Here is a 24,133-nt window from a genome sequence, read left to right on the forward strand (position 1 = left end):
CGAGTTTGAGCCACTGGACGGTTGAGCCAGGCTACTCAAGTGTCTCCTGGTTCCTCCACCTACACCGCGCCCATATTTAAACTTCAGAACTGCCACTCGAAGCCAACAGAAGCAGTGCGTGGCTTATTCGGCCGAGCGCCGTCGGGCTGACGTGAGACGATAGCCTGCTCGTCCATCAGGTTGTCGACCTTGAGGAACACGGTGGCCGAATCATTGATGCTGTAACGACTGATCAAGTCCAACACGAACAGGTCTTCACTGCGATCAAACTTGGTGCCGCCATTGTTGCAGCCCACGTTCATGCACATCTCATCGATGTACTTGGCCACTGCATAGTTGTTCCAGCCAAAGCCGGTTTCTACGCCCAGGCGGAGGCTGAAAACGTTCTCCGGGACGGATGCGAGATGGTCGCCCTTGACGAAACCTTCCTCGTCGTTGTCCTTGCTGATTTCTGCGTCTGTGTAGGTATACATGGCATCAAGCGGGATGACGACGCTGCCCACGTCGAAGGAGGTACCTGCCTGCAGTTCCAGGCCAGCAATGGTCGCCTCGCCGGTATTGAAAGAACCAGAGGTAGAACCGTCGCTGCAGGGGCTGGCGTTGGAGCAGTTCTCAGTCTTGTTGTCGAAATCACTGTAAAAGCCGATCGCCTCGACAAACCAACTGCCACGGTAACGTACACCTGCTTCCCAGTTGTCACTGGTCTCAGGCTCTTCATTGGCCTGGGCACCACCACCCAAAGGTGAGAAACCCCGGTGCACACCAGCCAGCACTTGCCAGCTGTCGTTCAAATCGTAAGTGAAGGATGCTCCGGGCAACCATTCGTCAGAGCTATTTTTACGGCGGCTGTCCAGTACATTGCGCTCGGGGTCAGCATATTGCTTGCGCCAGGATTCAACATCCTCGTAGCGCAGGGCCAGATTGACGTTCAGCGCGTCGTTCACCTGCCAGCTGTCCACTGCCCAGAAACTCAGGGCGTCTGCTTCTTCCAGCCGATTATTGCTGCCGGTGGGGGCCTTGGTGCTCACGTAAACCAGATCGCCATCCACCTGATCGTAGTACTCGGTAGGCTGGAAGCGGTCCATCTCGTCCTGGTGTACGCGTCCACCCAGGGCCAACTGGTGGGAGCCGAGGTCGACATCAAAGTTGACGTCCACGCCCTTCGATTCATACTCCCGGTTGTTGTGCTTATAGGACAAGTCTTCAGCATCAGTAGTGCCGTCCAAAATGCCCTGGGCCAGCGTGTCACCGCCATTCGCTGCATTCACGAGCGAGCCGCCACCGCTGAGCTTGAACCAGTCCCGGGCGAATTCGTTGTAGTACGCAATCGCTGTCATAGAGACGTTATCGCCCAGCCCCAGATTGTAAGTCAGGCTGTAGCCCTGGTGGTCGTTGTCCATCTCGTCAATACTGGACAGGCCATAACGACGATTTTCGTCGCGGTCGAAATCAGCATCGGTTAGCCCCAGGTAGGTTTCGTCAGAGGTCTCCTCGGAGTACTGGGCCTTGAACAGCAGGCTCTGTCTTTCACCTTCCCAACCCAACTTCACCAGGTAGTCGGCGATGTCATAGCCGGAGTCATTGCTACTGCGGTCAATGTCCTTGAAGCCATCGCTCTGGCGCTGTGCGGTTTCAACCAGATAGCCGAAAGCGCCGGAACGGCCGCCCCAACTGGCCAGCAGATCCATCTCGTTGTTCTCACCGTAGCGAAAGCTGATTTTGCCGGTATTATCCTGCGGGATCGGCGTCGAAATCATGTTGATCACGCCACCAGTGGTCTGGGGACCATAGCGTAGTAGCGGAGCGCCTTTAAGAACTTCCACCGAATGCATACGCAGGGTGGTGGGGAAATAATATGCGGCCGGATTAGAGTATGGAGCAGGGGCGATCATGACGCCGTCTTCCATCAGCGTGACCTTGGATGCACGCTCACTGGTAGCGCCACGGATACCGATATTCGGGCGCAGGCCGTAGCCATCTTCCTCCTGGATATAAATTCCAGGCACCGTCTTGAGGAGCTGGTTGATATCATTGGCAGCCTCGATGCGGATCTGTTCATTATCCACAACGGAGCCTGAACCGGGCAGCACCCGGGCATCTTCCTCGCTACCTACAATCGTTATTTCCTCGAGCGCGGTGCCGTTAGCGTTGCTCGCTACCGAGGCCGCTAGCGCGACAGTGAGAATTCCCCGTTTCATGCCCTACTCCTGAATGCTGTTCTCTTTAAACTGAGAGTGGTCTCACAATGGCCACATCAGTATGAATCGGGAGGCATCTTAATAGCACTGATTCTCATTTTCAACTCATATTGAGAAGTATTCTTATTCGGTATTGGGCAAGTTTGGATGCGAACGGTGCCCCGGGAGTAGCACCTCAGATGCTGGCTGGGTTAGTGAGGGAGCTTCACTACGCGAGTGCTATCGATGCGCACCGGGAGTAGCGAGCCCACCGTCAAGTCCACCTCATTCGGTGCGAGACAGAGCAAGCGCTGATCGCCTTCCAGAGCAAGCTCATACAAATACTCGGAACCGCGGAAGGTGCGCGCTGTTATGGTCAGGCGCAGGTCACTGTCGGCGCTATATGTCACCGCTTCCGGGCGAATGAGCACCCGGTGTTGCGCGCCAGTTGATACGCCGCCCAGACCCAGCTGCCGCGCCAGTCTCTCACTCCCGCCTTCAGCAAAGGTAATGACACTCCCCTGCCCCATGAACCCGGCGACGAATTCGTCCACAGGACGGTTGTAAAGTTCCCAGGGCGTTCCCGCCTGTACCACTCTACCCTCGTCGAGAAGTGCTATGTGCTCGGCCATGGCAAAAGCTTCGTGTTGATCGTGCGTCACCAGAACTGCAGTAACGCCTGTGGCCTTGAGCAGGTCTCGCACTTCGCAGGCAAGTTGTTCACGCAGCTGGCTGTCCAGGCTTGAGAAGGGCTCGTCGAGCAGCAGCAGTTCTGGCTCGGGGGCCAGGGCACGCGCCAGTGCGACCCGCTGTTGTTGCCCACCGGAAAGTTCGTGAGGGTAGCGCCCGCCGTACCCGGCAAGCCCTACCAGTTGCAACATTTCCTGCACCCGCTGGCTCCGCCTCGAAGCGTCCAATCCGGCCAGGCCAAAACCCACGTTGCGCTCTACGTCCAGGTGGGGAAATAGCGCAAAGTCCTGGAACACCATGCCCACCTTGCGCTGCTCCGGTGGCACGCTGTGGCCGCTGGAACTGATACGTCTTCCCTGCAAATTGATCTCACCGGACGCAATCGCTTCGAATCCGGCGATGGCCCTCAGTAGAGTCGTCTTGCCGCAGCCAGAGGGGCCTAGCAGGCAGCCGATCTGGCCCGCGCGCAGGGACAGGGATACATTGCGGGCCGCGACAAACTCACCATAGTTAACACTGACCTCTCGCAATTCAAGTTGGCCGGACATAAGACTCTCGCTTGGCCGACAGGCCTCGGCTCAATAACATGACAGGTAACAGGCCGATGATAACGACAGCCAGCGCGGGCGCAGCGGCGTCCGCCAAGCGCTCATCGGATGCCAGTTCATAGGTTCGCACCGCCAGGGTGTTGAAATTGAAGGGCCGCAGTATCAAGGTGGCGGGCAACTCTTTCAGTACATCAACGAAAACCAACAGCAGCGCCGTCAGCAAGCTGCCGCGCAACATCGGCATGTGAACCCTGCGCAATACGCCCGCCGGTGTCAGACCCAGCCCGCGAGCAGACTCGTCAAGACTGGGACGGATACGCGCCAGGCCAGATTCGACTGACTGCAAGGAGACAGACAGAAACCGCACAACGTAGGCAAACACCAGCGCAACCAGTGTACCGCTCAACAGAAGACCACTGGAAACACCGAAGTACTGCCGCAGGAAACTGTCCAGTTGATTGTCCAGCCAGGCAAATGGGATCAGCACCCCTACCGCAATCACGGTGCCGGGTACGGCATATCCCATCGCTGCAGTTCGAACGGAGACGGTTTCCACCCTACCCGGGTGAAGTCGTCGACCATAGCCCAAAAACAGTGCCACCAGTAAACAGCACAGGCTGGCAATAGCTGCCAACATAAAGCTGTTGCCCGCCAATTCGAGAAAGGCGCCACTGGAGAACTGCGACCAATCACTCGCTGCCCAAAGCGATAATCTGGCTGCCGGAATGACAAAACCTGCCAGGAGTATTCCTCCGGCCAGTAAAAAACAGCAGCTACCGCGCCAACCCGTGAGACGTATTGGCTGTGCCTGCTGCGTTGGGGCTGCGGGGTGGAACCGCATACGTCCGCGAGACCGACGCTCCAGCGCAAACAGTACGAATACAAACAAGAGCAGGAACGAGGCAAGCTGTGCCGCCGTCTTCAGCTCGCCCAGCCCATACCACGTCCGAAAAATACCCGTGGTAAACGTACTGACGCCGAAATAGTCGACCGTGCCGAAGTCTGCCAGCGTTTCCATTAGCGCCAGGCTGACGCCGGCTGCTATTGCCGGGCGGGCCATAGGCAGCGCCACAAAAAACAGTGTCTGCCAGGGGCCTCTACCCAGGTTTCGCGAGGCTTCCAGCAAGGCAGTGGATTGTTCGGCAAAAGCGACGCGGGCAAGGAGATAAACATAGGGGTAAAGTACCAAGGACAACATGCAGACTGCCCCACCCAGCGATCGTATTTCCGGGAACCAGTAATCACCGTAGCCCCAGCCAAAGGACTCACGCAAACTCGTCTGAACGGGGCCAGTAAAATCCAGCATCCCCGTATAGGTATAGGCAATGATATAGGCTGGCATTGCCATGGGCAGAAGCAACGCCCAGCTAAAAAAGCGGCGGCCAGGAAAATCGCACATTACCGTGATCCAGGCGGTACTCACCCCCAGCAGGAATGTACCGACGCCTACGCCGATCATCAGCAACAGGGAATTCAACACGTAGTCGCCGAGAACCGTATTGCGCAGGTGCACCCAGACTTCGCTGTAGGGCAGCGCCAGGCTTCCTCCAATCACAAGTATTGGCAATGCGAGTAGCGCAGCTACTGCAACGAGCCCTATCCGCCAGTAACGGCCAGGCTCTGATATGGCTATAGGGGCTGACGCCACCGTTGTGTTTGACTGACCTACTTCCAACCGGCCCGGTCCATTGCCATCACGGCCTGAGCATTGAGCCTGCCCAGTTCACTGGCATCCACCTGGTCTTGCTTGAAGCCTCCCCATGATTTGAGCAGGTCGCTAACTTCAACGCCTTCCCTTGCCGGGTACTCATTATTGGTTTCGGCGTACCAGCGCTGGCTTTCCTGACGCGCCAGGAATTCAATCAGGGCGATTGCCTGATCAGTGTTCTTGCTGGCAGCGACCACCCCGGCCCCGCTGACGTTAATGTGTGTGCCGCGCCCCGCCTGGTTGGGCCAGAAGATGCCAACCTTGCTGGCGGCCTGTTGCTGCGCAGGGTCATCAGACTTGACCATGGCTCCCAGATAGTAGCTGTTGACCACCGCCACATCACACTGGCCTGCCGCCACCGCAGCGATCTGGTCTCGGTCTCCACCTTGCGGTGGGCGGGCAAAATTCGGCACGAAAGACGACAACCATTGTGCAGTTTTGTCTGCGCCTTCAGTGGCCAGCATGCCGGCGACCAACGATTGGTTATAAATATTGCCGGAGGAGCGAATGCACACTCGGCCTTTCCACTCAGGGCCTGCCAGCGCCTCGTATGTGCTCAGCGCTTCGGGCTCTACCCTATCGCTTGCGAATACAATCGCTCGAGCGCGCACTGACAGCCCATACCAGTAGTTCTCCGGGCTGCGCAGATGGGCGGGAATCGCCGCCTGCAAAACTTCCGATTCGACCGGCTGCAGTACGTCGGCTTCTTGCGCACGGTACAGTCGGCCGGCATCTGTGGTTATCAATACATCCGCAGGCGAATTGGCGCCTTCACTCTTGAGCCGCGTGAGCAAGGCATCGCCTTTGGCGGTGACCAGGTTCACATCAACACCTGTCTCTTTAGTGAACTTGTCCAGCAGAGGCTTAATCAGCGCTTCTTTCCGGGCCGAGTAGACATTCACTTCCGCGGCAGAAAGCAGCGGCGCGACAAGTATGGAAGACAGCAGCGTGGCACAGAGCGTCAATCGACCCTGGAAAGAGTTCAATGGCTTTCTCATGGTATGTTGTTCCAGATCTATTTGAGAACGCCAATTATTCTCATTATCCTGAAAGTTGCAAGGCAATTACGTTACTTCTGGACATCGACGCGCTCAGTCCCCCATCGGAATCGAATCACGCCATGCCGGGCTCAGGTCTAGTCCATTCTATTACCATCGAGGTCATCTGACTGATCGCTGCGACATTTCAGCTTAAACATGCGATCGGTTGGCTGCTATTCTAGTATTCAAAATAGTATCCCAACACGAGGCTCTCGTGAAAAATATCAGGCTTAGCAGACGACGGTTTTTTGCCGGCGCAGGTACTTGCGCCGCCGCCATGGCCATACCTGGTTGCTCAGATGAACCGCCACACGAACGCTACAATCAGGCAGACCGAGACCTGCTGCGACGGCAGCGTGAGCAAGAACAACGTTCGAGCGGCATGAGTCGCTTCGGTCCACAGGTATATCGGGGGTATCAAGGCCTTTCAGCTCTTCCCTGGTTTGATCTAGATGAACACGGCAAACTGCAGTGCATCGATGACAGTGTGCCACTAGCGATCGATATGCACAGTCATCTAGGAATATCTGTCCTGCTTGCTCCCGATATCAACCTGCAAGCCCGCACAGAAAGAACACGACATCTGCTCGACTGTGATGCACCCAACGCGCCCTGCCGTCTTGACCTTGACGTATACGCCAATGCCAACTTTACCGAAGAAGACGAACGCTCCATGCAGAGGAGCACGCTAGCCCAGGGGCTCTGGGGAAGCGACATGGCGGCCACGCAGACAATACCGAACCTGCTCGCGGAAATGGATGCAATGCGCGTCAAACAATCCGTGGTTCTACCGATAAAAATGGGGCTACCCTTTGGCGATAACCTGACATCCCGGTGGCTTGATGCCATCGACACTGCCAAGGTCGGCGATCGCCTGGTGGCAGGGCTCTCAGTACACCCTCGCGGGGCCGACCGTATACAACAACTGCGCTCCCACGCTGCCAGAGGTGCGAGGGTGATGAAGCTGCACCCCACCGTGCAGGCTTTTTACCCCGACGACCCCGACATGATGGAACTGTATGAGGAAGCGCAGCGGCTAGGTATCGTCTTGTTTTTCCACGGCGGTCGCGCTGGAATAGAACCGGAGTCACGCCAGCGATATGCGATGCCCAGGCACTACGAAGCGGTGCTGAATGAATTTCCGAAACTCCAGGTAGTGCTGGGGCACGGCGGCGCCCGGGATGGCTCAGCAATGCTGGAGATGGCAGTGCGCTATGAAAACGCCTGGCTGGGCATTCACGGCCAGTCTATCAGCGCCCTCGACACCATGATCAACCGTACGGGTGGAGAGCGCCTGCTCTTCGGTTCAGACTGGCCCTTTTACCACATAGGCATGTCGCTGGCGAAAGTCCTGTTAGTTACCGAAGAAAAGAAACGCCACGCTGTGCGTTCCAGGATACTGCAGGGCAATGCACTCGAGCTCCTCCCCGCTCTTGCCATCAGCCAAGACTGATTCCTGAGCTATACTGACTCCAAAAATTCAGCAGATGAAACCTATGTCAAACCAAAAACCGAGACGTGCTCGCACATTGGAAGAATTCATCAGGATTTCATCGCTGGCAGCGCAGGGCCCCTCTCCAAACTATCGTCCTTACGAACCCGGCAATGAGGATGTGTTCATCAGCAGCTGGGCCAAAAGTGGAACGACACTGCTGCAGCAGATGTTCCATCAGATTCGGACCGCGGCAACCGGCGGCGACATGGACTTCGACGACATCAGCCGGGTGGTACCGTGGGAAGATACGGCGCAAATGGTTGACCTCGATATGCAAGCCGATCAGCGTGCGATCCCGCGCGGATTCAAGTCTCATCGGGAGTACGAGCGACTGCCAGCAGGCATGCGCTATGTGATCGCGCTTCGTGACCCCAAGGAAACCTTTGTATCCTTCTATCGCTTCTTCAACGGATGGCACCTGGAACGCGATGCCCTACCCTTGGAAGACTTTATGCCTCTATGGATGGGCGGCGGCCCGGGTGGCTGCGACTACTTCTCACACCTGCTTAGCTGGTTCCCACGTCGCGACGAGAACGATACCTTATTGGTGACTTATGACTGGGTGACCAGGCATCGCGAAAAGATGGCCCGACAACTTGCGCAGTTTTGCCGGGTCGAGCTGGATGAGGCTCAACTGTCCATGGTCGTCCAGCGCACATCGAGGGAGTACATGTACACCCACAAGGATCGATTCGACGACGCTATGATAGTTCGAGCCATGGAAGAGCGGAGTGGCCTGCCGCCCGGTAGCGATTCGAGCAAAGTTCAGGCCACTGGCAGCAACGCACACGCGCTGCCAGATAGCATTGCCTCAGAGATAGATCGATTCTGGGAAGAGCGTGTACTCCCCGCAACCGGGCACGCGAACTTCGCTTCGCTGGCAAACGCAGTAGACAATTTACCCGGCAACGCCTGATTTCTCCCTCAAGCAAAAGCGGAGGTCACACACTAACTCCGCCCAGTGAGTCGTCTTTTCACACAAAAAATTTCACTGCCGCAGGACTCTCTATGTCACGTGAGTGACACATTTTAAGCAGCTCGATCGCTTATCGTTGAACGTACCTGCTAATAAGAAGTGCATGCAGTTCAATCTGCTGAAAGAGGTTCAATGATGCTATCCCCAAAAGTCCCCTGCCAAATCGTGGCACCCTTGATCGCCCTGTTGCTTGCGGTCGCTACGCCCGCCTATTCGAATGAGCCCTCGATCAATGAGGAATCGATCACTTTCTGGAGTGGTGGCGCTCAGCTGCGAGGGAGTGTTTTCAAGCCGCAAGGCTTGCAGCCAGAAGAAAAACTTCCCGGGATACTGCTAATTCACGGCTGGGGCGGAAACCGAAGCAACCTCAACAGGTCATTTGCCCCGAATTTTGCCAGCAAGGGCTTTGTCGTGATGACATTCGATCTCCGCAGCTGGGGAGAGAGCGAAGGGTTCCTGTTGAACACAGGGGAAATTCCGGTAGCAGAAGAGGCCAATGAAGTAAGCCTCAAGGCACAACATCTTCGCTCCATAGTGAATCCCGCGAAGATGATTGAAGACTCTCGCGCCGCCCTCTCATGGTTTGTAGCTGAACCCAATTTGCAGGCAGACAATATCGGCGTTTGGGGTACCAGCCTGGGTGGAGGCCTGGCACTGGTCACCGCCGCCAATGACAAGCGAATCAAGGCGGTGGTCACCCAGGTAGGTGCCGTCAACAACAAGGCAAACTTTCTTATGATTCCTGACAAGATGGTGGCCGAGTGGGAAACACAGCGAGCTCGAGGAAAAATTGCGCCCTACCCTGGCCCGGAATCGGCTATTCCTGGATTCAAGGGCTACCCGGACATGATCGCCATCAAGCAGTATGACCCAGCGGCATACTGGCAGGATCTCAACGTGCCTACGCTTATTATCGACGCAGAGGACGAAGAGCTGTTTGACCGACGCGTCAATGGCATGGCACTGCATGAATCTCTAGAGGGGCGCGTTGAGAATCAATATCTCGTGCTTCCGGGAAAGCACTATGACATCTATCGCGACGAAGGCTACAGGCAAGCGCTGACGGCGGCCCAGAATTGGTTTTTGAAGTATTTGAAGAAGTAACTGGACCCCTTTGCAGCACTAGCATGTGCTGCAAAGGGGTGTCCTCGTATAGATAACCAAAGAGCTGTTATCTGCACGAGGTGGCTTAAACGCTAGAAGTTATACGTCAGGCGTATACCGTAAGTACGAGGCTCGGTGAGGTCGTACTCAGCCACTTGCTGCGTTGTGCTGATTTCACTCTTCAAAATCACCTGTCGATCGTCGGTGATGTTCTTAACATAAGCAGTGACTTCCCAGGTCAAATCCGTAGAACCGGCACTGAGCCGAGCGTCCCAGCGATCCCAGCTATCGAGCGTGTCATAACTGTTATTGAAGGGGCTGGTGTACTGCTCATCAGTATACATATAGCTCGCCGCTGCTCTCCACGCCAACGACATCATGTCCCATTCGTAGATGAGATTGGCAGAGAAGCCAAGCTCCGGAGAAAGGGTGAAGTTGTTGCCCGACAGATCCTGTTCCTCAGTACAGAGAGGCGCCAGACTATTGCCTTGCGCCAACGGCCCAATGGCACAGCCGGTACTATCGAGAGAGCTGAAGTCTTCATATTCAGTATCGTTATACGACATTGCCATACTGAAGGTTAGCCCTTCAGCCAGCAGCGCAGCCAATTCAGCTTCAAGGCCCCAGGCATTGGCTTCATCTGCGTTTTCGTAGATAGCGATGGCGACACCGTCAACCACTTCATCTTTCTGAACCTGCAGATCGGTATAGTCATAGTAATAGGCGGCGGTCGTCAGGTTCAGGCGCTGGTCCCAGAAGCTACCCTTATAGCCCACCTCAAACGACAGTAGGTTTTCCGGATCTACAGAACCCACTTGATCACCACCGGATGGCGACAGCAAGTTAAAGCCGCCCGAACGATAGCCTGTCGCGGCAAATGCATACAGGAAATGATCGTCCGAGAGGAAATGATCTACGCCGACACGCCAGGTGAACTTGTCCCAATCGTCTTCAATACTGCGATAGGTCGTTGGATTCTCGGGATCACCCACCCACTGGGCAAACCAACTGTCATCGCCATCTTTCTCGTCATAGCTGTAACGCAAGCCGAATGTCAGGATGGTACTCGCTGTCAAATCCCAGTTCATCTGGCCATAAACTGCGTAAGAGGTGGTATCAACACTGCCGACACCGCGAAAGAGATCACCCCCTTCCACATCCACTGGCGCACCGATAAATGACCCGAACAGTGCGTAGGTTTCCATCAACTCGCGATTGTGTTCGATAAATGCGAGGGTCTGGTCTTCTTCGCTGTTGTAGTAGTACAAACCACCGATGAAATTGATATCGCCATCAAAATCGGAGGTCAGTTGCAGTTCATGAGAGATCGTTTCAGAACTCAATGAGAATGGCCTGGTAGTATCGTTTGGCGTTACCCCATAGCCGGTAAGCAGCGATACCGGAAGTGCAAGGCCGGGAGCAACGGTGAGATTCAGCTGGTTCCAGTCCAGCCTGGAGTCCTCTGCCCGAATGCCATCCGCATCCCGGTCCGACTTGTAGTTAAAATCCGACCAACCGAAGGTGTACTTTAGCGAGAAATTATCGGCGTCGTAGTCGCTGATAAAGGTAACGCCATCACGCTCGTTTTCAACAAAGGGCTTGCGATCGACAGACACGTACTTCTCGTCCCGAAGCGCCGGATTGTTTTCTTCCATACCCTGATTCGGGTTGACGAAGTTTTGCCCAGGGAAGATGCCCGGAAAATTCAACTGCTCCCCAGTGTCGACATCAAATACTTCCTGGATATAGTCAGTGGAGTAGGCATCCAGAACATAGGGGCTTTCAGGTGTAGTACTGGCGTCGCGGGTAAATACCTTGAGTGAGTTGGTCCAGCGGTCTGTCGTCAGATGCTTGAAGGCAATCGAGGCATACTCCCTGTCAGCGAGATCGTATTCATCGCCATTGCTGATATTTTCCTGAAAGCCTTCTTTTCTTTCAATCTTGGACAGGGCCGCCAACATCGATAGTTTGTCAGTAATGGGCCCACTCACCATGCCCTGGGCAAGATACGATTCATGGCTACCCACCTCGCCAACGACCTTCCCTTCCCATTCGTCTGTTGGCTGCATGCTAATGAAGTTGATCGCGCCGCCAATGGAATTGCGCCCATAAAGCGTACCTTGCGGGCCTCGCAGCACTTCAAGACGCTCGATATCGAGAAAATTGGAATAACCGAAGATGGTTTCCGTACTGTAAACACCGTCCCAGTACATTCCCACACCGGGATCTGAACCCACGCCAACAGTTGTCCGTCCTACCCCTCGAATACCGACCCGACTGGGCGCAACAGTGAGTGACGGCGTGCGAGCCGATATGTCCTGGCCATTTTCAATCCCCAACTGATCGCGCATGCCAGCGTCAAACGCTGTGACCGCGGTGGCAGTTTCCATCAAGTTGGACTCCACACGATTCGCGACGACCACAACTTCTTCCAGCACCATTTGGGCAGACACGCCAGAAGACAGGGCTGAGAATCCCGCCACGGCAAGAGCGCCGGCTATCGGTTTACGCTTTAGTAGGGTCATGTATATCTCCATTAATTTTATATGGGATACATCCTAGCGATTCTGGCGGCCACAAGGGTGTCACGCAGGTGACTACCCTGGTGAGTTTCTTGATCTCAGGGGGTGGGACCGGACTGTGGGCAAACTCGAACTAGAGAGCGCGAAAAGACAATACGCTGTCTCCCGCATCAGGGCTTCATAGGGTGAAGCGAATGCGCAACCCCGTAACCCATACCGCGTCCTCTTGATTATTAAGCGCTGGATCCTTAAGCAATTGAACGTTGGGAGTGAGCGCGAGGTTCTCAGCCAATTGCAGGCGGTAAAACAGCTCACCCGTGGTCTGGGCTTCGAGATCGTCCTGAGGCGGATCACCCCAATCGACGGCCAGGCCCAGCAGGTCTGCATTGCGTCTGAACTTACGCATAAAACCGAGCGTGTACGATTCCTGATAGACAGCGGAGTCACCATCCGCCCAGCCGGCGCGACCAAAGAGCATCCAGCGCTCGTCCTTACTGGTCCAGTTTCCGCCGATGGTGACACCTTCAGCAGAAACAAGGCCAAGATCCTCTCGCTCATCCACGTGCCAGGCCGCCAGATGAATGTTGGTGGTGTACCGCTGTGAGCGGGAAGGCGACCAGCCCACCTCACCCCAGTAATAAAACTCCGAGCCGCCTTCAAAGAATTCGTAGTTCGTCAGCGTGCCGTTGGCGTCATTGATTGAGCCTTTGACATACCAATTCTCATCGCCCAACCAGGAACCACCGCCAATACCCCAGGAAGCATCCGGGAAAGCCATGGCTTTATTGAGTAAAGAGGCCAGATTGGCAAACGTCGTCCAGGGGTTGGCATACCCCAGCACGGAGACATAGTCAGAGGGGTCAAAGCGGCCCGCGATTAGACCACCGCTACCATCGCCCAAGTCCTGCTGCCAATTGAAATTGATCACTTGCCAGCCGATATCATTGAACAACGTGGCTGTCTGGCCGATATATCCTGCCTCAGCACCAAGGTTAACCGCCGTGATATCAGAACCAACTTTATGGCGGTTATCTACCATTAAAACCAGGCGGCCCGCGCTCTTATCCTGACGGTGGAAAGGCTGCCACTCACCGTATACACGGAAGATACCGGAGGCAGCCCAGTCATCGCCGGTCAATGAATCGCTGAGTTGCTGGTACCAGGCCGTATAATCGATACCGAAGCGAAAGCCGTGCTCCTCATTGACCTGCGTCTTGAAGTCGTACCAGCCCTCCATGGAGTCATCAATCTGGGGAAAACGTAACAGGGGCTCGGTGCGAATATCTTCCTCCACCAGCAAGCGAGACGAGGTATTGGGCGATCCAAAACTCGCGCCTCGGTCCTCATAACCTGCCTTGACGCGCAATTCCCCCTCAGCCACCGCAATCTTCGCATCTTGCTCTTGCGCTGCTACAGCCATTGCAGCCACAAGCAACACCGAGCAAGCAGTAGTTCGGCGGGCAACCACCACAATCATTTTCATCCCCCACAACGACAACTGAGCAACAACATATCCCTATAGATCACACCATCTTTTATGCCTATCCGCAACGGCTTGGCTGGCCTGATGTTTGTCCAGCAGCTGCCACAGCCCGCCGTTTACCAAGGTATTACTTCCCCTCAAACGCACTTCACGAGACAATAAGCGATCACTCTAATTTCGGCTGTACCGATCGATGAAACACCTGGCCACTCTGCTCAGCTCACTGGCACTTGCTATTTCGCTCCCTGTCCTGGCGGATGATAAGCTCGTCTCGACCTCTACAGAAACTGCGAAAGAGCAGTTCACATCGCTCTTGACGGAGAATCCGAACTCCATTCTTCTTCGCAACGTACAGCTAATCGACCCGAAGAATTCCGGAAACAAGCTACAGGTCAGCATCCTGATCAAGGGTGACACGCTGGACTTGATCTCTGAAGACCTGATTCCCCTCGAAGAAGCCGATGTGACCTATGATGCGCGCAATGGCGTGGTGCTTGGAAAACTGACGCTAGGTGAACCCGCCAGTTTTATGGTGATGAACGGTGATCCGCAACAGAATATAGATATCTTACTCGACACGAAGCGCCACAACCTCTTCGCTATTCGACGTGGCGAGGTACTACGCAACAGGCTGGAGATCGTGACTGGCCAGACACCGGAAGGAGAGAAACGCAGTTCGGGTGGCTGGCTAGCCTACGCCCCTCCTCCGCTGGCTGTACCACTGGATTATCAAGACCCGAGCAAGTTCAACCGCTTTGATACCAAGGCGGTATCTGGCATCTTCGCCGGCGCGGTGGTACTCGATCGTATGAAGTGGCTGGACCAGGACGCTGACAGCGCACTTCAGGTTGGCGACCTGGAGGCGTTCGACGGCGGAGAAATTCGAGGCCTACGCGCTGGCGGAGTAGGTACAATAAATTTTCAGCGGCCATGGGTGTGGACGGTATTTGGCGCCACTCATGCATTCGACAAGGGCTTTGATTCGCGCGAGAGCGACGAATTCACATTCTTTGATGTACGGTTGGACATCCCTGTATGGGAAAAAACCAGCTTCTCCATAGGGAAACAGAAAGAGCCAATTTCCATGGAGCGCATGATGTCTATGGTCTATCTGCCACAGCAGGAACGCTCCGCAATAGCAGACGCCATTCTGCCCTCTCGCAATGTGGGTCTGGTAATGGCCGGCTCCGCCTTCAACGACCGTATAGTGTTGGCTGGCGGCGCCTTCAATGACTGGATCGACAAAGATCAGCCAAGTTCTTTTGACGACAATACGACCAACTATGTCGGCCGCGCCACCTGGGTACCTTTCGAGGATGAGAGTAAAAGTACGCTGCTTCACCTGGGGCTGGGGTACCGTTACTCGGACGCAAAAGAGGGTGCCAGGGTTACCAGCGAACCTGAATTCAACCAGGCACCGGACTTTATCAATAGTGACATTTTCGAGGCAGAGCGTATCGACACCTATCAGGCAGAGGCCTCCTTGCGATCCGGCCGGTTTTGGCTGCATGGCGAATGGCTAAGCGCTGATACGGAATCCCTCGAAATGGGGGACCCCTCAATTGACGGCTACCATGTCACGGCCTCCTGGTCCCTGACCGGCGAGATGCGCGAGTACAACAAGCCGGTAGGTATTTTCAAGAGGTTGCCCATTGCGCGCACCGTGCACCAGAACGGCTGGGGCGCCTGGGAAGTTTCCGCTCGCTACAGCACGCTGGACGCCAACGACAGTTTGCTTGAAGCAGGTGATATGGACATCTGGTCCGCGGGGCTCAACTGGTGGCTGACGCCCTATTTCAACGTCAATCTTAACTATCGCTACATCACGCTGGACAAAGATGGCATTGAGGGCAGCAGTCAGGGCATCAACTCCCGGATTGTATTGGTGCTGGAATAGATTGAAATAGAGAAAAAGCCTCTAATGCCAACCACCATCGCCCGCCTTCCTCGCTACCAACAAGGGAACACACTGTGATCACAACACGCCTGATTTTAGCCTCTGTCTTGAGTATATTTTTCAGCGCCCTCGCGGTCGCATCCACAGCATCCGAGCCCTACCCCACGCATCAAACCTCCTATGAAGCGATCGAGGCAGACATCGCGCAAGCGCGCGAAACTGCCATCAAGGATGAAACCCTGCTGTTATTGGCCCTTGGAGGGAACTGGTGCCACGACAGCGTTGGCTTTGTGGAGAAGACACAGGACACAAAGGTGGCAGCGCTGTTCGACGACCGATATACGGTGCAGCTGGTAAACGTGGGCTACCTCGAATTTATACGCGAGATTGTGCAGCACTATAACGTGCCGGTGATCTACGGCACGCCCACGGTTTTGGTCATAGAGCCCAATAGCAACAGCGTACTGAACCGAGATACCCTGTCTTATTGGCGCAGTGCCGACGCTCGCAGCATCGATGACACACTCGAGTATTTTGGGGCGTTTGCTCCTGGTCAAATGCCCGAGACGGAGCAAGTTGGGGTTGCACTGTCTGCTGCCTACAAGCGAATAGACGCTTTTGAGCAGGAACAGGCTGAGCGCCTCTATGAGGCCTATTCAGATCTGGGTCGCCAGATGGCCGCCACTGGCGACAACAAACCTTCAGATGACTTTATTGAAAAATGGACGAATGTCGGAGCGATGCGTAGCAGCATAACCACCGATCTAGCGAACTTGCGCGCATCTGCCCGAGAACAGGATGAACAAGGTGTAGCACCGATTGAGCTGAGCTTTCCGAGCTACACCCTGTATACCGATTGAGACAGTCCCTTCCCTCCTTCGGGCGACTAAATAAGTTGGGGACTGTCCACGGTGATTAGATCTCGCGGCAGAAACGGGCGATACTCGCGGCGCATTCACGGCTCACATCAGGACAGCAGATTGCGAACACCTCCGTGCCGTGGATGGTACCCATGGTCTGCAGGCAGCGGGCGGAAACTCCAGCCCGCAACAGCAGACGATAGAACTCTATACCCTCATCGCGCAGCGGGTCGCATTCATTCACGCTAATCACCGTCGGCGGCAGGCCCTTCACGTCATCTTCCGTAGCAAAGCCCGGCCAAGCCAGTGGATTGCCCTTCTCGAACTCCTCTATTCCATAAGCCATTGCGCCGTAGTTACTGTGCAGATCAAGCAACAGACCATTGTTCTCGGTCGAAGAAGGGTAACGCTCCTGTGGCCAGGCGCCTGCGATGTAGGGGCAAAGCGCATAAAGACCGCGAACAAGATCGATATCGCCATCCTGTTTCAGTCGCAGGCCCGTAGCGAGAGTCAGGTTACCTCCACCGCTCTCGCCAGAAACGATGATGTGATTCTTATCGATACCCAAGTCGTCCGCCTGGCTTGCCAGCCAACGTACGCCAGACACACAGTCATTCAACCCCGCCGGGAAAGGCGCGACCTCCGGTGCAGAGGACGGGTTAACGCAGTTGCGGAAATCTACCATCGCCACCGCCACGCCCTGCGCGGCGATAATTTTGCCCCAGGCCCGATAAATACCGTAGTAGCAGGACATCGACTGCATGCCGCCACCGTGTATGTAATACACACATGGCAGTGGGGCTTCCGATTCGGGGCGGATAAACTGGATCTTCACCCTATTGCCATCGGGTTGGGAAACAAAGTCGAGATCGCTAATGGTTAAACCCGACGAGGGCGCGACATCCTCGTTATCCGCCAGCTCTAACATAGCTCTCATTTCCTCTATGCGCGCGACGCTTTCCGGACGATTTGCATCCTCGAGCAGCTGCTCGCGGGAGACCACATCCTTACTCTTGGGCAGAGGCATACTGCCCATCAGGGCTTTTATTCGGGGGTCGATCCGGGGGTCGTCTTCTAAATTACTCATCGACTGGGGAACTCATTAGCTTTAGCGAGAGAATAGAATATCGAAAGCCGTGTGATAGCTCTAACACTATTTCCGCCATGAGGGACGGCCAGGCCGAGCAATTGGTATTGCCAAGCAGGCCATTATGGGCGTAGATTTTCTCTCGGATCACGACACTCGCCAAACAGGCAATTTCAAATCATGGCTCTACTTCAAACCAATCTGGCAGCGAAGGCTCTAAATCAAACCAAAGTGGTCACGCTGCTAAAACGTGTGGTGCCTCCTCTGGACAGATTTCTGCTGAAGATATCTCGCGGCTGGATAAACACGGCGATGCAATCGGTAATGTTGTTGGAAACGACTGGCGCGAAATCAGGGCAAACCCGACAACTCGCGACGCTGTGCATGCCTTTTAATGGTGACCTGATTCTGGTCGGGTCCAACTGGGGTCAGGAGCGACACCCTGCATGGGTGCACAACTTGCGAGCCAACCCAACGGCCAGAGTGCGTTTTCGAGGCTATGTAGGCACAGTAACCGCCACAGAGCTGGAACCGGAACAGCGTGATCGTGTTTGGCCTCAGCTGGTGAAATTCAACCCCCAGTATGCCCAATACCAGGCGAACACCTCTCGGACGTTACCCGTGTTCACGCTTTCTCCAAATCCCTAGAAGGAATACCGGAGGCAGACCAAGGCTAAACAATCGTTGCCTGCCCCCTTTTAACCTGAGACTCAGTTGACGCTGGTGTATCCCTGGCGGATACGGACTGTGATCTGTGGCTCCAGATCCATCGCCATCTGCTGTTCCAGCATGTTATCCAGATTCGGCGTGAGATCTTTCTCCAATGCCTTTATCTGGACAGCGCTGGCCTCTGTCTCAACAGGTGCGAGCGTATTCTTTGCTTCAGCCGCAGCGACCGCTTCAGTCGAAGAATCTGCCAGCACAAGCTGGCTGGAGAGTGTGAGTACCGCAATAACAGATAACTTTATTTTCATGATTTTGTCCCTGCCTGTTCGTACTATCGCTTATGGGTGACCGTATTAATTCGGGTCGTGCGTACAATATTGGTCACCCGTTGCAATAGCGCAATGTCCGCTTCTCATTTCTGAGAACCGCCTCACATTCAGGAAATCTGGCGTTTTATCGTGTTTTTTGTTGACCAGAGCAAACCAGACCGGCTCGCTATCGGGAAAATGTCAAAGGCAAGCGCCGCAGGCGGCGGACGAATATACTGGGCACATACTCTGGCCTGGTATTGGGCGTAACGAAAAATGTGCTGCTCGCGCTGAGCAATTCCTCAATGATCACGATCGCCTCCATCCTCGCGAGCCTGGCACCAACGCAAAAATGAATCCCTCGGCCAAAGCCCAGATGGTCCCGCGGCTTCGCTCTATCAAGCTGTAGCTCGTTCGGCTCAGAAAACGCGCCAGGGTCCCTATTCGCAGCCGACCAAAGCAAAAATACGCGTGCGCTTTCAGTCAGCTCAATGCCATTGAGCCGCGTGGGGTGCAAAACTGCCCGATAGTGTCCCTTGAATGGAGATTCGAGGCGCACAATTTCTTCAACAAAGTTGGGTATCAGATCCGGTGACTTTCGCAACTTTTGCTGCAGAAGCGCATCTTCTGCCAGTACTCGTACGGCGCTACCGGTGAGACTGGAAGTCGATTCTCCGGCTGCCCCCACTAATACGACCAGGATGGAGACCGCTTCGCGCTCACTGATCAGGCCGGATCGAACGCCGTTAACCAACTCTTCTGTGAGGTCATTAGGCGCGGAAACCGGCTCTGGTCGCTCAGCAAGCGCACCCTGCATATGTTTCTGTAAATACGTATTCATAGCCTCGGTCGAGACCGAAAGCGCCAATAACTGATCCAGGGTTGTGGTGCCGGCAAGTATCGCCCCACCACTAAAGGCCCAGTCGAGAAGCTGAGGCAGGTCTACCAACGGTAATCCAATCAAACGAGCCATCGCCAGTACCGGAATGGGGTCGGCGACTTCTTCAATCCAGTCACCCGCCCCACGTTCTACCAGCGCCCCCACCCTCCGTGCAGACCATTGGCGTATCTCTTCCTCCATAGCGTCGATCTTGCGAGCATTTAGCTGCGGCATAACCAGCTTGCGATGAACACTGTGAACGGGCTCGTCGGCGTTGGCGATAGCATCGACAACCCCGCCAAATGCCGTGAAGTCGAACAATTCTGCCGTGCCATCAGCCCCAGTTACGAGAATACCGGTAAGATTTGCCGAGTAGTCTTTTTGATTGCGTAGAACCTCTTCAATCAACTGCCAGGATGACACCAGATAGATGTCGGTTCCGGGGACTCTGTACAGTGGCGCCTGCTGCAATAAAGCCTGATAAAAAGGATATGGATTCTCAATCACGTGCGTATCGAGAATATTGAATTCGGAAAGTGTAGGCATCAGCGCACCCATCTGGATATTTGTAGGACGTATCCGCAATCAGTCATACTACTCGAAATACTCATGCAACTTCAGGACAAATAATAATGCGAAACTGCAGAGCTTCGGCCCGATCAGTCTACATATTGTCTACATTGCTTCTTGTTGCAGCATGTTCCGATAGTAGTACGCGTAGTAGAGATGAAGCCGAAGTGCCATTGATAGAGCCCACCCAAACGGCAAACAGCGTTGGCCCCTTCGTTGTCGGCCACAAGCGCGTTGATCTGTTTGATCCCGCTCGAGAAAATCGAAGCCTCCCCTACGATATCTGGTATCCCAGTGATGAGCCCCAGACAGAGGATTTACCTCGCACCCGCTACCCTCTCGCCGGACCTATTGCCCTAACGTCGGAATTTGCGTTTGATGACCTGCCTGTATCCGATTCAGGGAAATTGCCTTTCCTGGTGTTTTCCCACGGCTCCGGCGGCACCAACACGCAGTCCATACGCATGATGGAGGCACTGGCCAGCCACGGCTTTGTGATTGTCTCCCCCGAGCATACCGGCAACACCAATGCTGATTCCAGTGACACGCTTGCCGAAGCGGGTGCAAAGCGCGTGCCGGATGTCAGCTTTATCATCGACACGTTTATGGGGCGGAACTCGATTCAAGGCGACGAATTTTTCGAACGGCTAGACCCCGACAAAATTGGCGTCGCGGGCCATTCCTATGGCGGCGGCACAGCACTTGGAATGGTCGGTGGGTTCTTTGGCGCTCAGCCCGATGACAGGGTGAAAGCCGTAATGCCAATTTCAGCCCCGGTTTTCGACCTGTTTACAGAGCGGGCCTTACTCGATATTGAAGAGCCCGTGTTATTCCTGGGCGGCACAGAAGATACCGCTGTCTCCATAACCAATCAGGACTATGCCTTCGATACACTTACGAACTCCAGCGCAACATACCAGATCGATATTCGCGGCGCCGGCCACAACGCCTTTGCGGCCATTTGTGACATTGGCAACACACTGATTGAAAATGGCCTGGGCAAGGAAAGCTGGCCGAGCATCGGCGCATCGGCACTATTGGAGCCCTACGAAGACGCCTGCGGAGAAGCAGCATTTCCGATAGAAGTTGCGCAGCGTATCCAGAACACCTTTGCCGTCGCTTTCTTCAGGCGCCATTTATTGGAGCAGCAGGAATATGACTTCTACCTCCGAACCGAGTGGGCAGAAGAAAACGAGCCAGACGTGAACTTCAGGTCGCGTACTAAATAATCGAGACAGACTCCAATTAAAGACGCTGCCTGTCTCCCTATTTCTTATGGCAAGCTGAACCAGAGAGCTTCGAAGCCAGTTGCACCGGCTACAACATTCACTTCCTGCTCACTCTCAGTAAAGCCGGCGCCGTCTCCATCAGCGATGGAGAATCCGTCCACTTCGGCCATCCCTGAGACACCATGTATGTATCCAGTTCCTGCGCCCCGTTTTAGTTTCTGCGATTGGCCAGGCGCCAGTTTGAGCCTGTACAAGATGACATTCTGATTGATTGATAGCGTGCTATCTGCGCCATTGGGCGTGACCAGTGTATTCAAACCATCGGAGGAGCCCACCGTCAGCGTTTCGTAGCCGGGCTCTCCACCTTCCTGTGCCGGCCGGATCCACATTTGCAGAAACCGCAAGGGCAGATCACTGGAAGCATTGTATTCAGAATGAACTATGCCAGTGCCCGCACTCATCCGCTGGATTTGTCCCGCCTTTAGCAGGGAGACATGCCCCATACTGTCACGATGCTCGATAGTGCCCTCTAAAACATAGGTAATGATCTCCATATTTTTGTGACTGTGGGAATCAAAACCTCTGCCGGGTGCGACCCAGTCATCATTGATGACACGAAGCTCAGAAAACCCCATGTGTGCAGGATCATAGTAGTGAGCAAAGGAAAAAGTATGGTGGCTTTTGAGCCACCCATGATTTGCTGCGCCTCGCTCTTCTGCTCGTCTGTAATAGTCCATGTTGGTTCTCCCTGACGAGCCCATCTAGCCAATTAGCTGGCGATCATGAGGCGCGTTGTAGTCCACGTCCGCTCCCACAGGCACAATTCCGGTCGGGTTAATTGTTTGATGACTGACGTAGTAATGGGTCTTGATATGATCGAAGTTGACTGTATTCGCCACTCCCGGCACCTGGTAGAGCTCACGAACATAGGCGCTGATAGCTGAGAACTCCGTAAGCAGTTGACGATTAGTTTTGAAATGTCCGTGATACACCGCATCAAAGCGAATCAATGTGGTAAACAAGCGCCAGTCTGCCTCTGTTAGCTGATTGCCCGCCAAATACCGCTGCCGAGACAGTCGTTCCTCCACCCAGTCAAGCGCGGAGAACAGTTGATGGAAGGCCTCATCATAGGCTGCCTGCGATGTCGCAAAACCGGCCCGATAGACGCCGTTGTTGATGCTGTCGTAAATACGGTGATTCAAGTTATGTATTTCTTCGCGCAGGGTTTGCGGGTAGTAGTCGTCGCTGTTGCCGGTAAGGTGGTTAAAAGCGCTATTTAGCATCCGGATAATCTCAGAGGACTCATTGCTCACTACACTCTCCTCTTGCTTGTCCCAGAGCACAGGGACAGTCACCCTGCCCTCATAGCCTGGATCGGCCTTCAGGTACAACTCATAGAGAAAATTCAGTCCATAAAGTGGGTCCGCCATTTCCCAGCCGTTTTCCAGCATGATCGGATCAACCACCGTCACGTCGATGTAATCTTCCAATTGCTTCAGCCGACGGAAAATCAATGTCCGGTGGGCCCAGGGGCATGCCAGTGATACATACAAGTGATAGCGGCCTTTCTCTGCCTTGAAACCCGCCTCCCCATTGGGTCCAGCAGAGCCATCCGCTGTCAGCCAATTTCTGAATCGACTGTCCTGTCGCCGAAACTCGCCGCCCGAATTTTTGGTGTCATACCACTGATCAACCCACTCACCGTTCTGTAATAGACCCATTTTTCTGCTCCATTAATAATACCCGAAATAGCTTTTTTAAAAGCTCATGGATCAATTTTAATGGATAGCGAACTCGTAATAAGGCTCAATTTCTGTTTAATATGTTCTAAATTTCAGAACAATAGAGGTGGGCACCATGCAGCGAAATCCAATCACATTGGAGTTACTGGAGATGCTTGATGCCATAGACCGGCGAGGAAGCTTTGCAAAAGCTGCTGAGGAGCTGAACAAGGCCACGTCGGCCATTTCCTACGCGGTGCAGAAGATCGAAGAGCAATTGGATGTTGCACTTTTTCAACGCCAGGGGCGGCGTTCCGTATTGACGCCGGCAGGCCGACTGATGCTAAACGAGGGTCGGCACATACTCCTCGCCGCATCACACTTGGCCAACCAGGCCAAGGAGGTCGCCACCGGCTGGGAAACACGTATCCGTATTGCGGTAGAGTCCCTGCACAACTATTCAGCTTTCTTCGCCGTGCTCGAAGCTTTCATGCAAGCGCACGCCAGTATGGAACTTGATATAAGTGAATGTGTCCTAAATGGTGGCTGGGAGGCCCTGGAGCAGGACAGAGTAGACCTTATTGTCGGCGTGCCCGGACCAATACCACTACAAAAAGGTTACCGGGCAATTCCCATCAATCAGAGCGACCTGGTTCCCGTAATCGCCGCTACGCATGAGCATGCAAGATGCGCCAGCGCTGTCGACGAACTGCGGCGCGTCATTGTCCACGACACATCCACTTCCCATATTCCCCGCAGCGCCGGACTCGCGAGTGGCGGCAGAAACTTGTACGTGCAGACTATTGAGCAAAAGGAACAGGCGATACTTGCGGGGCTCGGGGTCGGCCACCTACCCCGCCACCGGATTAGCAAACGCCTGGAGGACGGCACCCTGGTGGAATTGCCGCTCGACGGAATTATCAATCACGAGCAATTCGTTGCATGGAAGATCAGTAACAAAGGCAAAGGGCTACAAGCACTGAGCAGCGCGCTTGCGCAAGCACGGCAATAACCACCACATCGCCCGCTGTTTCTACCTCATCGCTTTCCATAAAACTCTCTTCTGACTAGCTAGCTCACTAATGTAAGCCCGTGGCGCCATAACAAAAGAACCGAGCTCACGGCCCCGCCCACATGGATCAAGGCACTTGACCCGGCTTTCAGCACACTCT

General features: G+C 54.6%; 19 protein-coding genes. 8 read left to right on the forward strand and 11 right to left on the reverse strand.

Annotation, left to right across the window (positions count from 1 at the left end; translation table 11 throughout):
• Positions 1-83 precede the first annotated feature (83 nt).
• From EY643_RS11725 to EY643_RS11740, 4 genes are all read right to left on the reverse strand, one after another.
• On the reverse strand, positions 84-2,198 hold the full coding sequence (locus tag EY643_RS11725) for a TonB-dependent receptor family protein (RefSeq protein ID WP_152662378.1): 2,115 nt from the start codon (positions 2,196-2,198) through the stop codon (positions 84-86).
• A gap of 191 nt (positions 2,199-2,389) precedes the next feature.
• Complete coding sequence (locus EY643_RS11730; RefSeq protein WP_152662379.1) at positions 2,390-3,415, reverse strand: ABC transporter ATP-binding protein; 1,026 nt, start codon at positions 3,413-3,415, stop codon at positions 2,390-2,392.
• The gene (locus EY643_RS11735) at positions 3,399-4,970 is read right to left on the reverse strand and encodes an ABC transporter permease (RefSeq protein ID WP_240732682.1); all 1,572 of its coding nucleotides are present in this window, start codon (positions 4,968-4,970) and stop codon (positions 3,399-3,401) included. Before EY643_RS11735 ends, EY643_RS11730 begins: the two co-directional genes overlap by 17 nt.
• 110 nt (positions 4,971-5,080) lie before the next feature.
• A complete protein-coding gene (locus EY643_RS11740; RefSeq protein ID WP_152662380.1) occupies positions 5,081-6,121 on the reverse strand; it encodes a Fe(3+) ABC transporter substrate-binding protein in 1,041 nt (346 codons plus the stop codon).
• Positions 6,122-6,377: 256 nt separating this feature from the next.
• Here EY643_RS11740 and EY643_RS11745 point away from each other — a divergent pair, with 256 nt between their 5' ends.
• From EY643_RS11745 to EY643_RS11755, 3 genes are all read left to right on the forward strand, one after another.
• A complete protein-coding gene (locus EY643_RS11745) occupies positions 6,378-7,616 on the forward strand; it encodes an amidohydrolase family protein (protein ID WP_240732683.1) in 1,239 nt (412 codons plus the stop codon).
• Between the two features lie 43 nt (positions 7,617-7,659).
• Positions 7,660-8,574: a sulfotransferase domain-containing protein gene (locus EY643_RS11750; protein ID WP_152662381.1), complete on the forward strand. Its 915-nt coding sequence runs from the start codon at positions 7,660-7,662 to the stop codon at positions 8,572-8,574.
• 195 nt (positions 8,575-8,769) lie between these two features.
• Positions 8,770-9,738 carry an alpha/beta hydrolase gene (locus EY643_RS11755; protein WP_205743049.1) on the forward strand — a complete coding sequence of 323 codons (969 nt, stop codon included), beginning with the start codon at positions 8,770-8,772 and terminating at the stop codon, positions 9,736-9,738.
• 92 nt (positions 9,739-9,830) lie between these two features.
• Here the strand turns inward: EY643_RS11755 and EY643_RS11760 are convergent, their stop codons facing one another.
• Together EY643_RS11760 and EY643_RS11765 are read right to left on the reverse strand one after the other, a co-directional pair.
• Entirely contained in the window at positions 9,831-12,263 is a 2,433-nt protein-coding gene (locus EY643_RS11760; protein ID WP_170287372.1) for a TonB-dependent receptor, read from the reverse strand.
• A 175-nt stretch (positions 12,264-12,438) separates the two neighbouring features.
• Entirely contained in the window at positions 12,439-13,680 is a 1,242-nt protein-coding gene (locus EY643_RS11765) for a carbohydrate porin (protein WP_240732900.1), read from the reverse strand.
• A gap of 256 nt (positions 13,681-13,936) precedes the next feature.
• Between EY643_RS11765 and EY643_RS11770 the strand changes: the two genes are divergently transcribed.
• Complete coding sequence (locus EY643_RS11770) at positions 13,937-15,640, forward strand: OprO/OprP family phosphate-selective porin (RefSeq protein ID WP_152662385.1); 1,704 nt, start codon at positions 13,937-13,939, stop codon at positions 15,638-15,640.
• A 74-nt stretch (positions 15,641-15,714) separates the two neighbouring features.
• Positions 15,715-16,500, forward strand: coding sequence for a hypothetical protein (locus EY643_RS11775; RefSeq protein WP_152662386.1), 786 nt, complete (start codon positions 15,715-15,717; stop codon positions 16,498-16,500).
• A 55-nt stretch (positions 16,501-16,555) separates the two neighbouring features.
• Here EY643_RS11775 and EY643_RS11780 read toward each other — a convergent pair whose 3' ends face one another.
• Positions 16,556-17,587: an alpha/beta hydrolase gene (locus EY643_RS11780; protein WP_152662387.1), complete on the reverse strand. Its 1,032-nt coding sequence runs from the start codon at positions 17,585-17,587 to the stop codon at positions 16,556-16,558.
• 180 nt (positions 17,588-17,767) lie between these two features.
• Here EY643_RS11780 and EY643_RS11785 point away from each other — a divergent pair, with 180 nt between their 5' ends.
• On the forward strand, positions 17,768-18,235 hold the full coding sequence (locus EY643_RS11785; protein ID WP_152662388.1) for a nitroreductase family deazaflavin-dependent oxidoreductase: 468 nt from the start codon (positions 17,768-17,770) through the stop codon (positions 18,233-18,235).
• A 62-nt stretch (positions 18,236-18,297) separates the two neighbouring features.
• Here EY643_RS11785 and EY643_RS11790 read toward each other — a convergent pair whose 3' ends face one another.
• A complete protein-coding gene (locus tag EY643_RS11790) occupies positions 18,298-18,561 on the reverse strand; it encodes a hypothetical protein (RefSeq protein ID WP_152662389.1) in 264 nt (87 codons plus the stop codon).
• Between the two features lie 187 nt (positions 18,562-18,748).
• Entirely contained in the window at positions 18,749-19,987 is a 1,239-nt protein-coding gene (locus EY643_RS11795) for a cytochrome P450 (protein ID WP_170287374.1), read from the reverse strand.
• 191 nt (positions 19,988-20,178) lie between these two features.
• Between EY643_RS11795 and EY643_RS11800 the strand changes: the two genes are divergently transcribed.
• Positions 20,179-21,240, forward strand: a complete 1,062-nt coding sequence (locus EY643_RS11800) for an alpha/beta hydrolase family protein (protein WP_170287375.1) — start codon at positions 20,179-20,181, stop codon at positions 21,238-21,240.
• A gap of 44 nt (positions 21,241-21,284) precedes the next feature.
• Here the strand turns inward: EY643_RS11800 and EY643_RS11805 are convergent, their stop codons facing one another.
• Positions 21,285-21,977 carry a pirin family protein gene (locus EY643_RS11805; RefSeq protein ID WP_152662392.1) on the reverse strand — a complete coding sequence of 231 codons (693 nt, stop codon included), beginning with the start codon at positions 21,975-21,977 and terminating at the stop codon, positions 21,285-21,287.
• A 24-nt stretch (positions 21,978-22,001) separates the two neighbouring features.
• Positions 22,002-22,961: a glutathione S-transferase family protein gene (locus tag EY643_RS11810; protein ID WP_152662393.1), complete on the reverse strand. Its 960-nt coding sequence runs from the start codon at positions 22,959-22,961 to the stop codon at positions 22,002-22,004.
• 136 nt (positions 22,962-23,097) lie between these two features.
• Between EY643_RS11810 and EY643_RS11815 the strand changes: the two genes are divergently transcribed.
• Positions 23,098-23,973: a LysR family transcriptional regulator gene (locus EY643_RS11815; RefSeq protein ID WP_152662394.1), complete on the forward strand. Its 876-nt coding sequence runs from the start codon at positions 23,098-23,100 to the stop codon at positions 23,971-23,973.
• The last annotated feature ends 160 nt before the right edge of the window (positions 23,974-24,133 follow it).

This window comes from Halioglobus maricola (assembly GCF_009388985.1).
In the GTDB taxonomy this organism is placed as follows: Bacteria; Pseudomonadota; Gammaproteobacteria; order Pseudomonadales; family Halieaceae; genus Halioglobus; species Halioglobus maricola.

Coding starts and splice junctions, on each gene's coding strand:
- EY643_RS11785 (WP_152662388.1), top strand. CDS start 17,768: ATGGCTCTACTTCAAACCAATCTGGCAGCGAAGGCTCTAAATCAAACC.
- EY643_RS11740 (WP_152662380.1), bottom strand. CDS start 6,121: ATGAGAAAGCCATTGAACTCTTTCCAGGGTCGATTGACGCTCTGTGCC.
- EY643_RS11805 (WP_152662392.1), bottom strand. CDS start 21,977: ATGGACTATTACAGACGAGCAGAAGAGCGAGGCGCAGCAAATCATGGG.
- EY643_RS11730 (WP_152662379.1), bottom strand. CDS start 3,415: ATGTCCGGCCAACTTGAATTGCGAGAGGTCAGTGTTAACTATGGTGAG.
- EY643_RS11790 (WP_152662389.1), bottom strand. CDS start 18,561: ATGAAAATAAAGTTATCTGTTATTGCGGTACTCACACTCTCCAGCCAG.
- EY643_RS11810 (WP_152662393.1), bottom strand. CDS start 22,961: ATGGGTCTATTACAGAACGGTGAGTGGGTTGATCAGTGGTATGACACC.
- EY643_RS11750 (WP_152662381.1), top strand. CDS start 7,660: ATGTCAAACCAAAAACCGAGACGTGCTCGCACATTGGAAGAATTCATC.
- EY643_RS11815 (WP_152662394.1), top strand. CDS start 23,098: ATGCAGCGAAATCCAATCACATTGGAGTTACTGGAGATGCTTGATGCC.
- EY643_RS11780 (WP_152662387.1), bottom strand. CDS start 17,587: ATGAGTAATTTAGAAGACGACCCCCGGATCGACCCCCGAATAAAAGCC.
- EY643_RS11760 (WP_170287372.1), bottom strand. CDS start 12,263: ATGACCCTACTAAAGCGTAAACCGATAGCCGGCGCTCTTGCCGTGGCG.
- EY643_RS11795 (WP_170287374.1), bottom strand. CDS start 19,987: ATGCCTACACTTTCCGAATTCAATATTCTCGATACGCACGTGATTGAG.
- EY643_RS11725 (WP_152662378.1), bottom strand. CDS start 2,198: ATGAAACGGGGAATTCTCACTGTCGCGCTAGCGGCCTCGGTAGCGAGC.
- EY643_RS11755 (WP_205743049.1), top strand. CDS start 8,770: ATGCTATCCCCAAAAGTCCCCTGCCAAATCGTGGCACCCTTGATCGCC.
- EY643_RS11765 (WP_240732900.1), bottom strand. CDS start 13,680: ATGGCTGTAGCAGCGCAAGAGCAAGATGCGAAGATTGCGGTGGCTGAG.
- EY643_RS11770 (WP_152662385.1), top strand. CDS start 13,937: ATGAAACACCTGGCCACTCTGCTCAGCTCACTGGCACTTGCTATTTCG.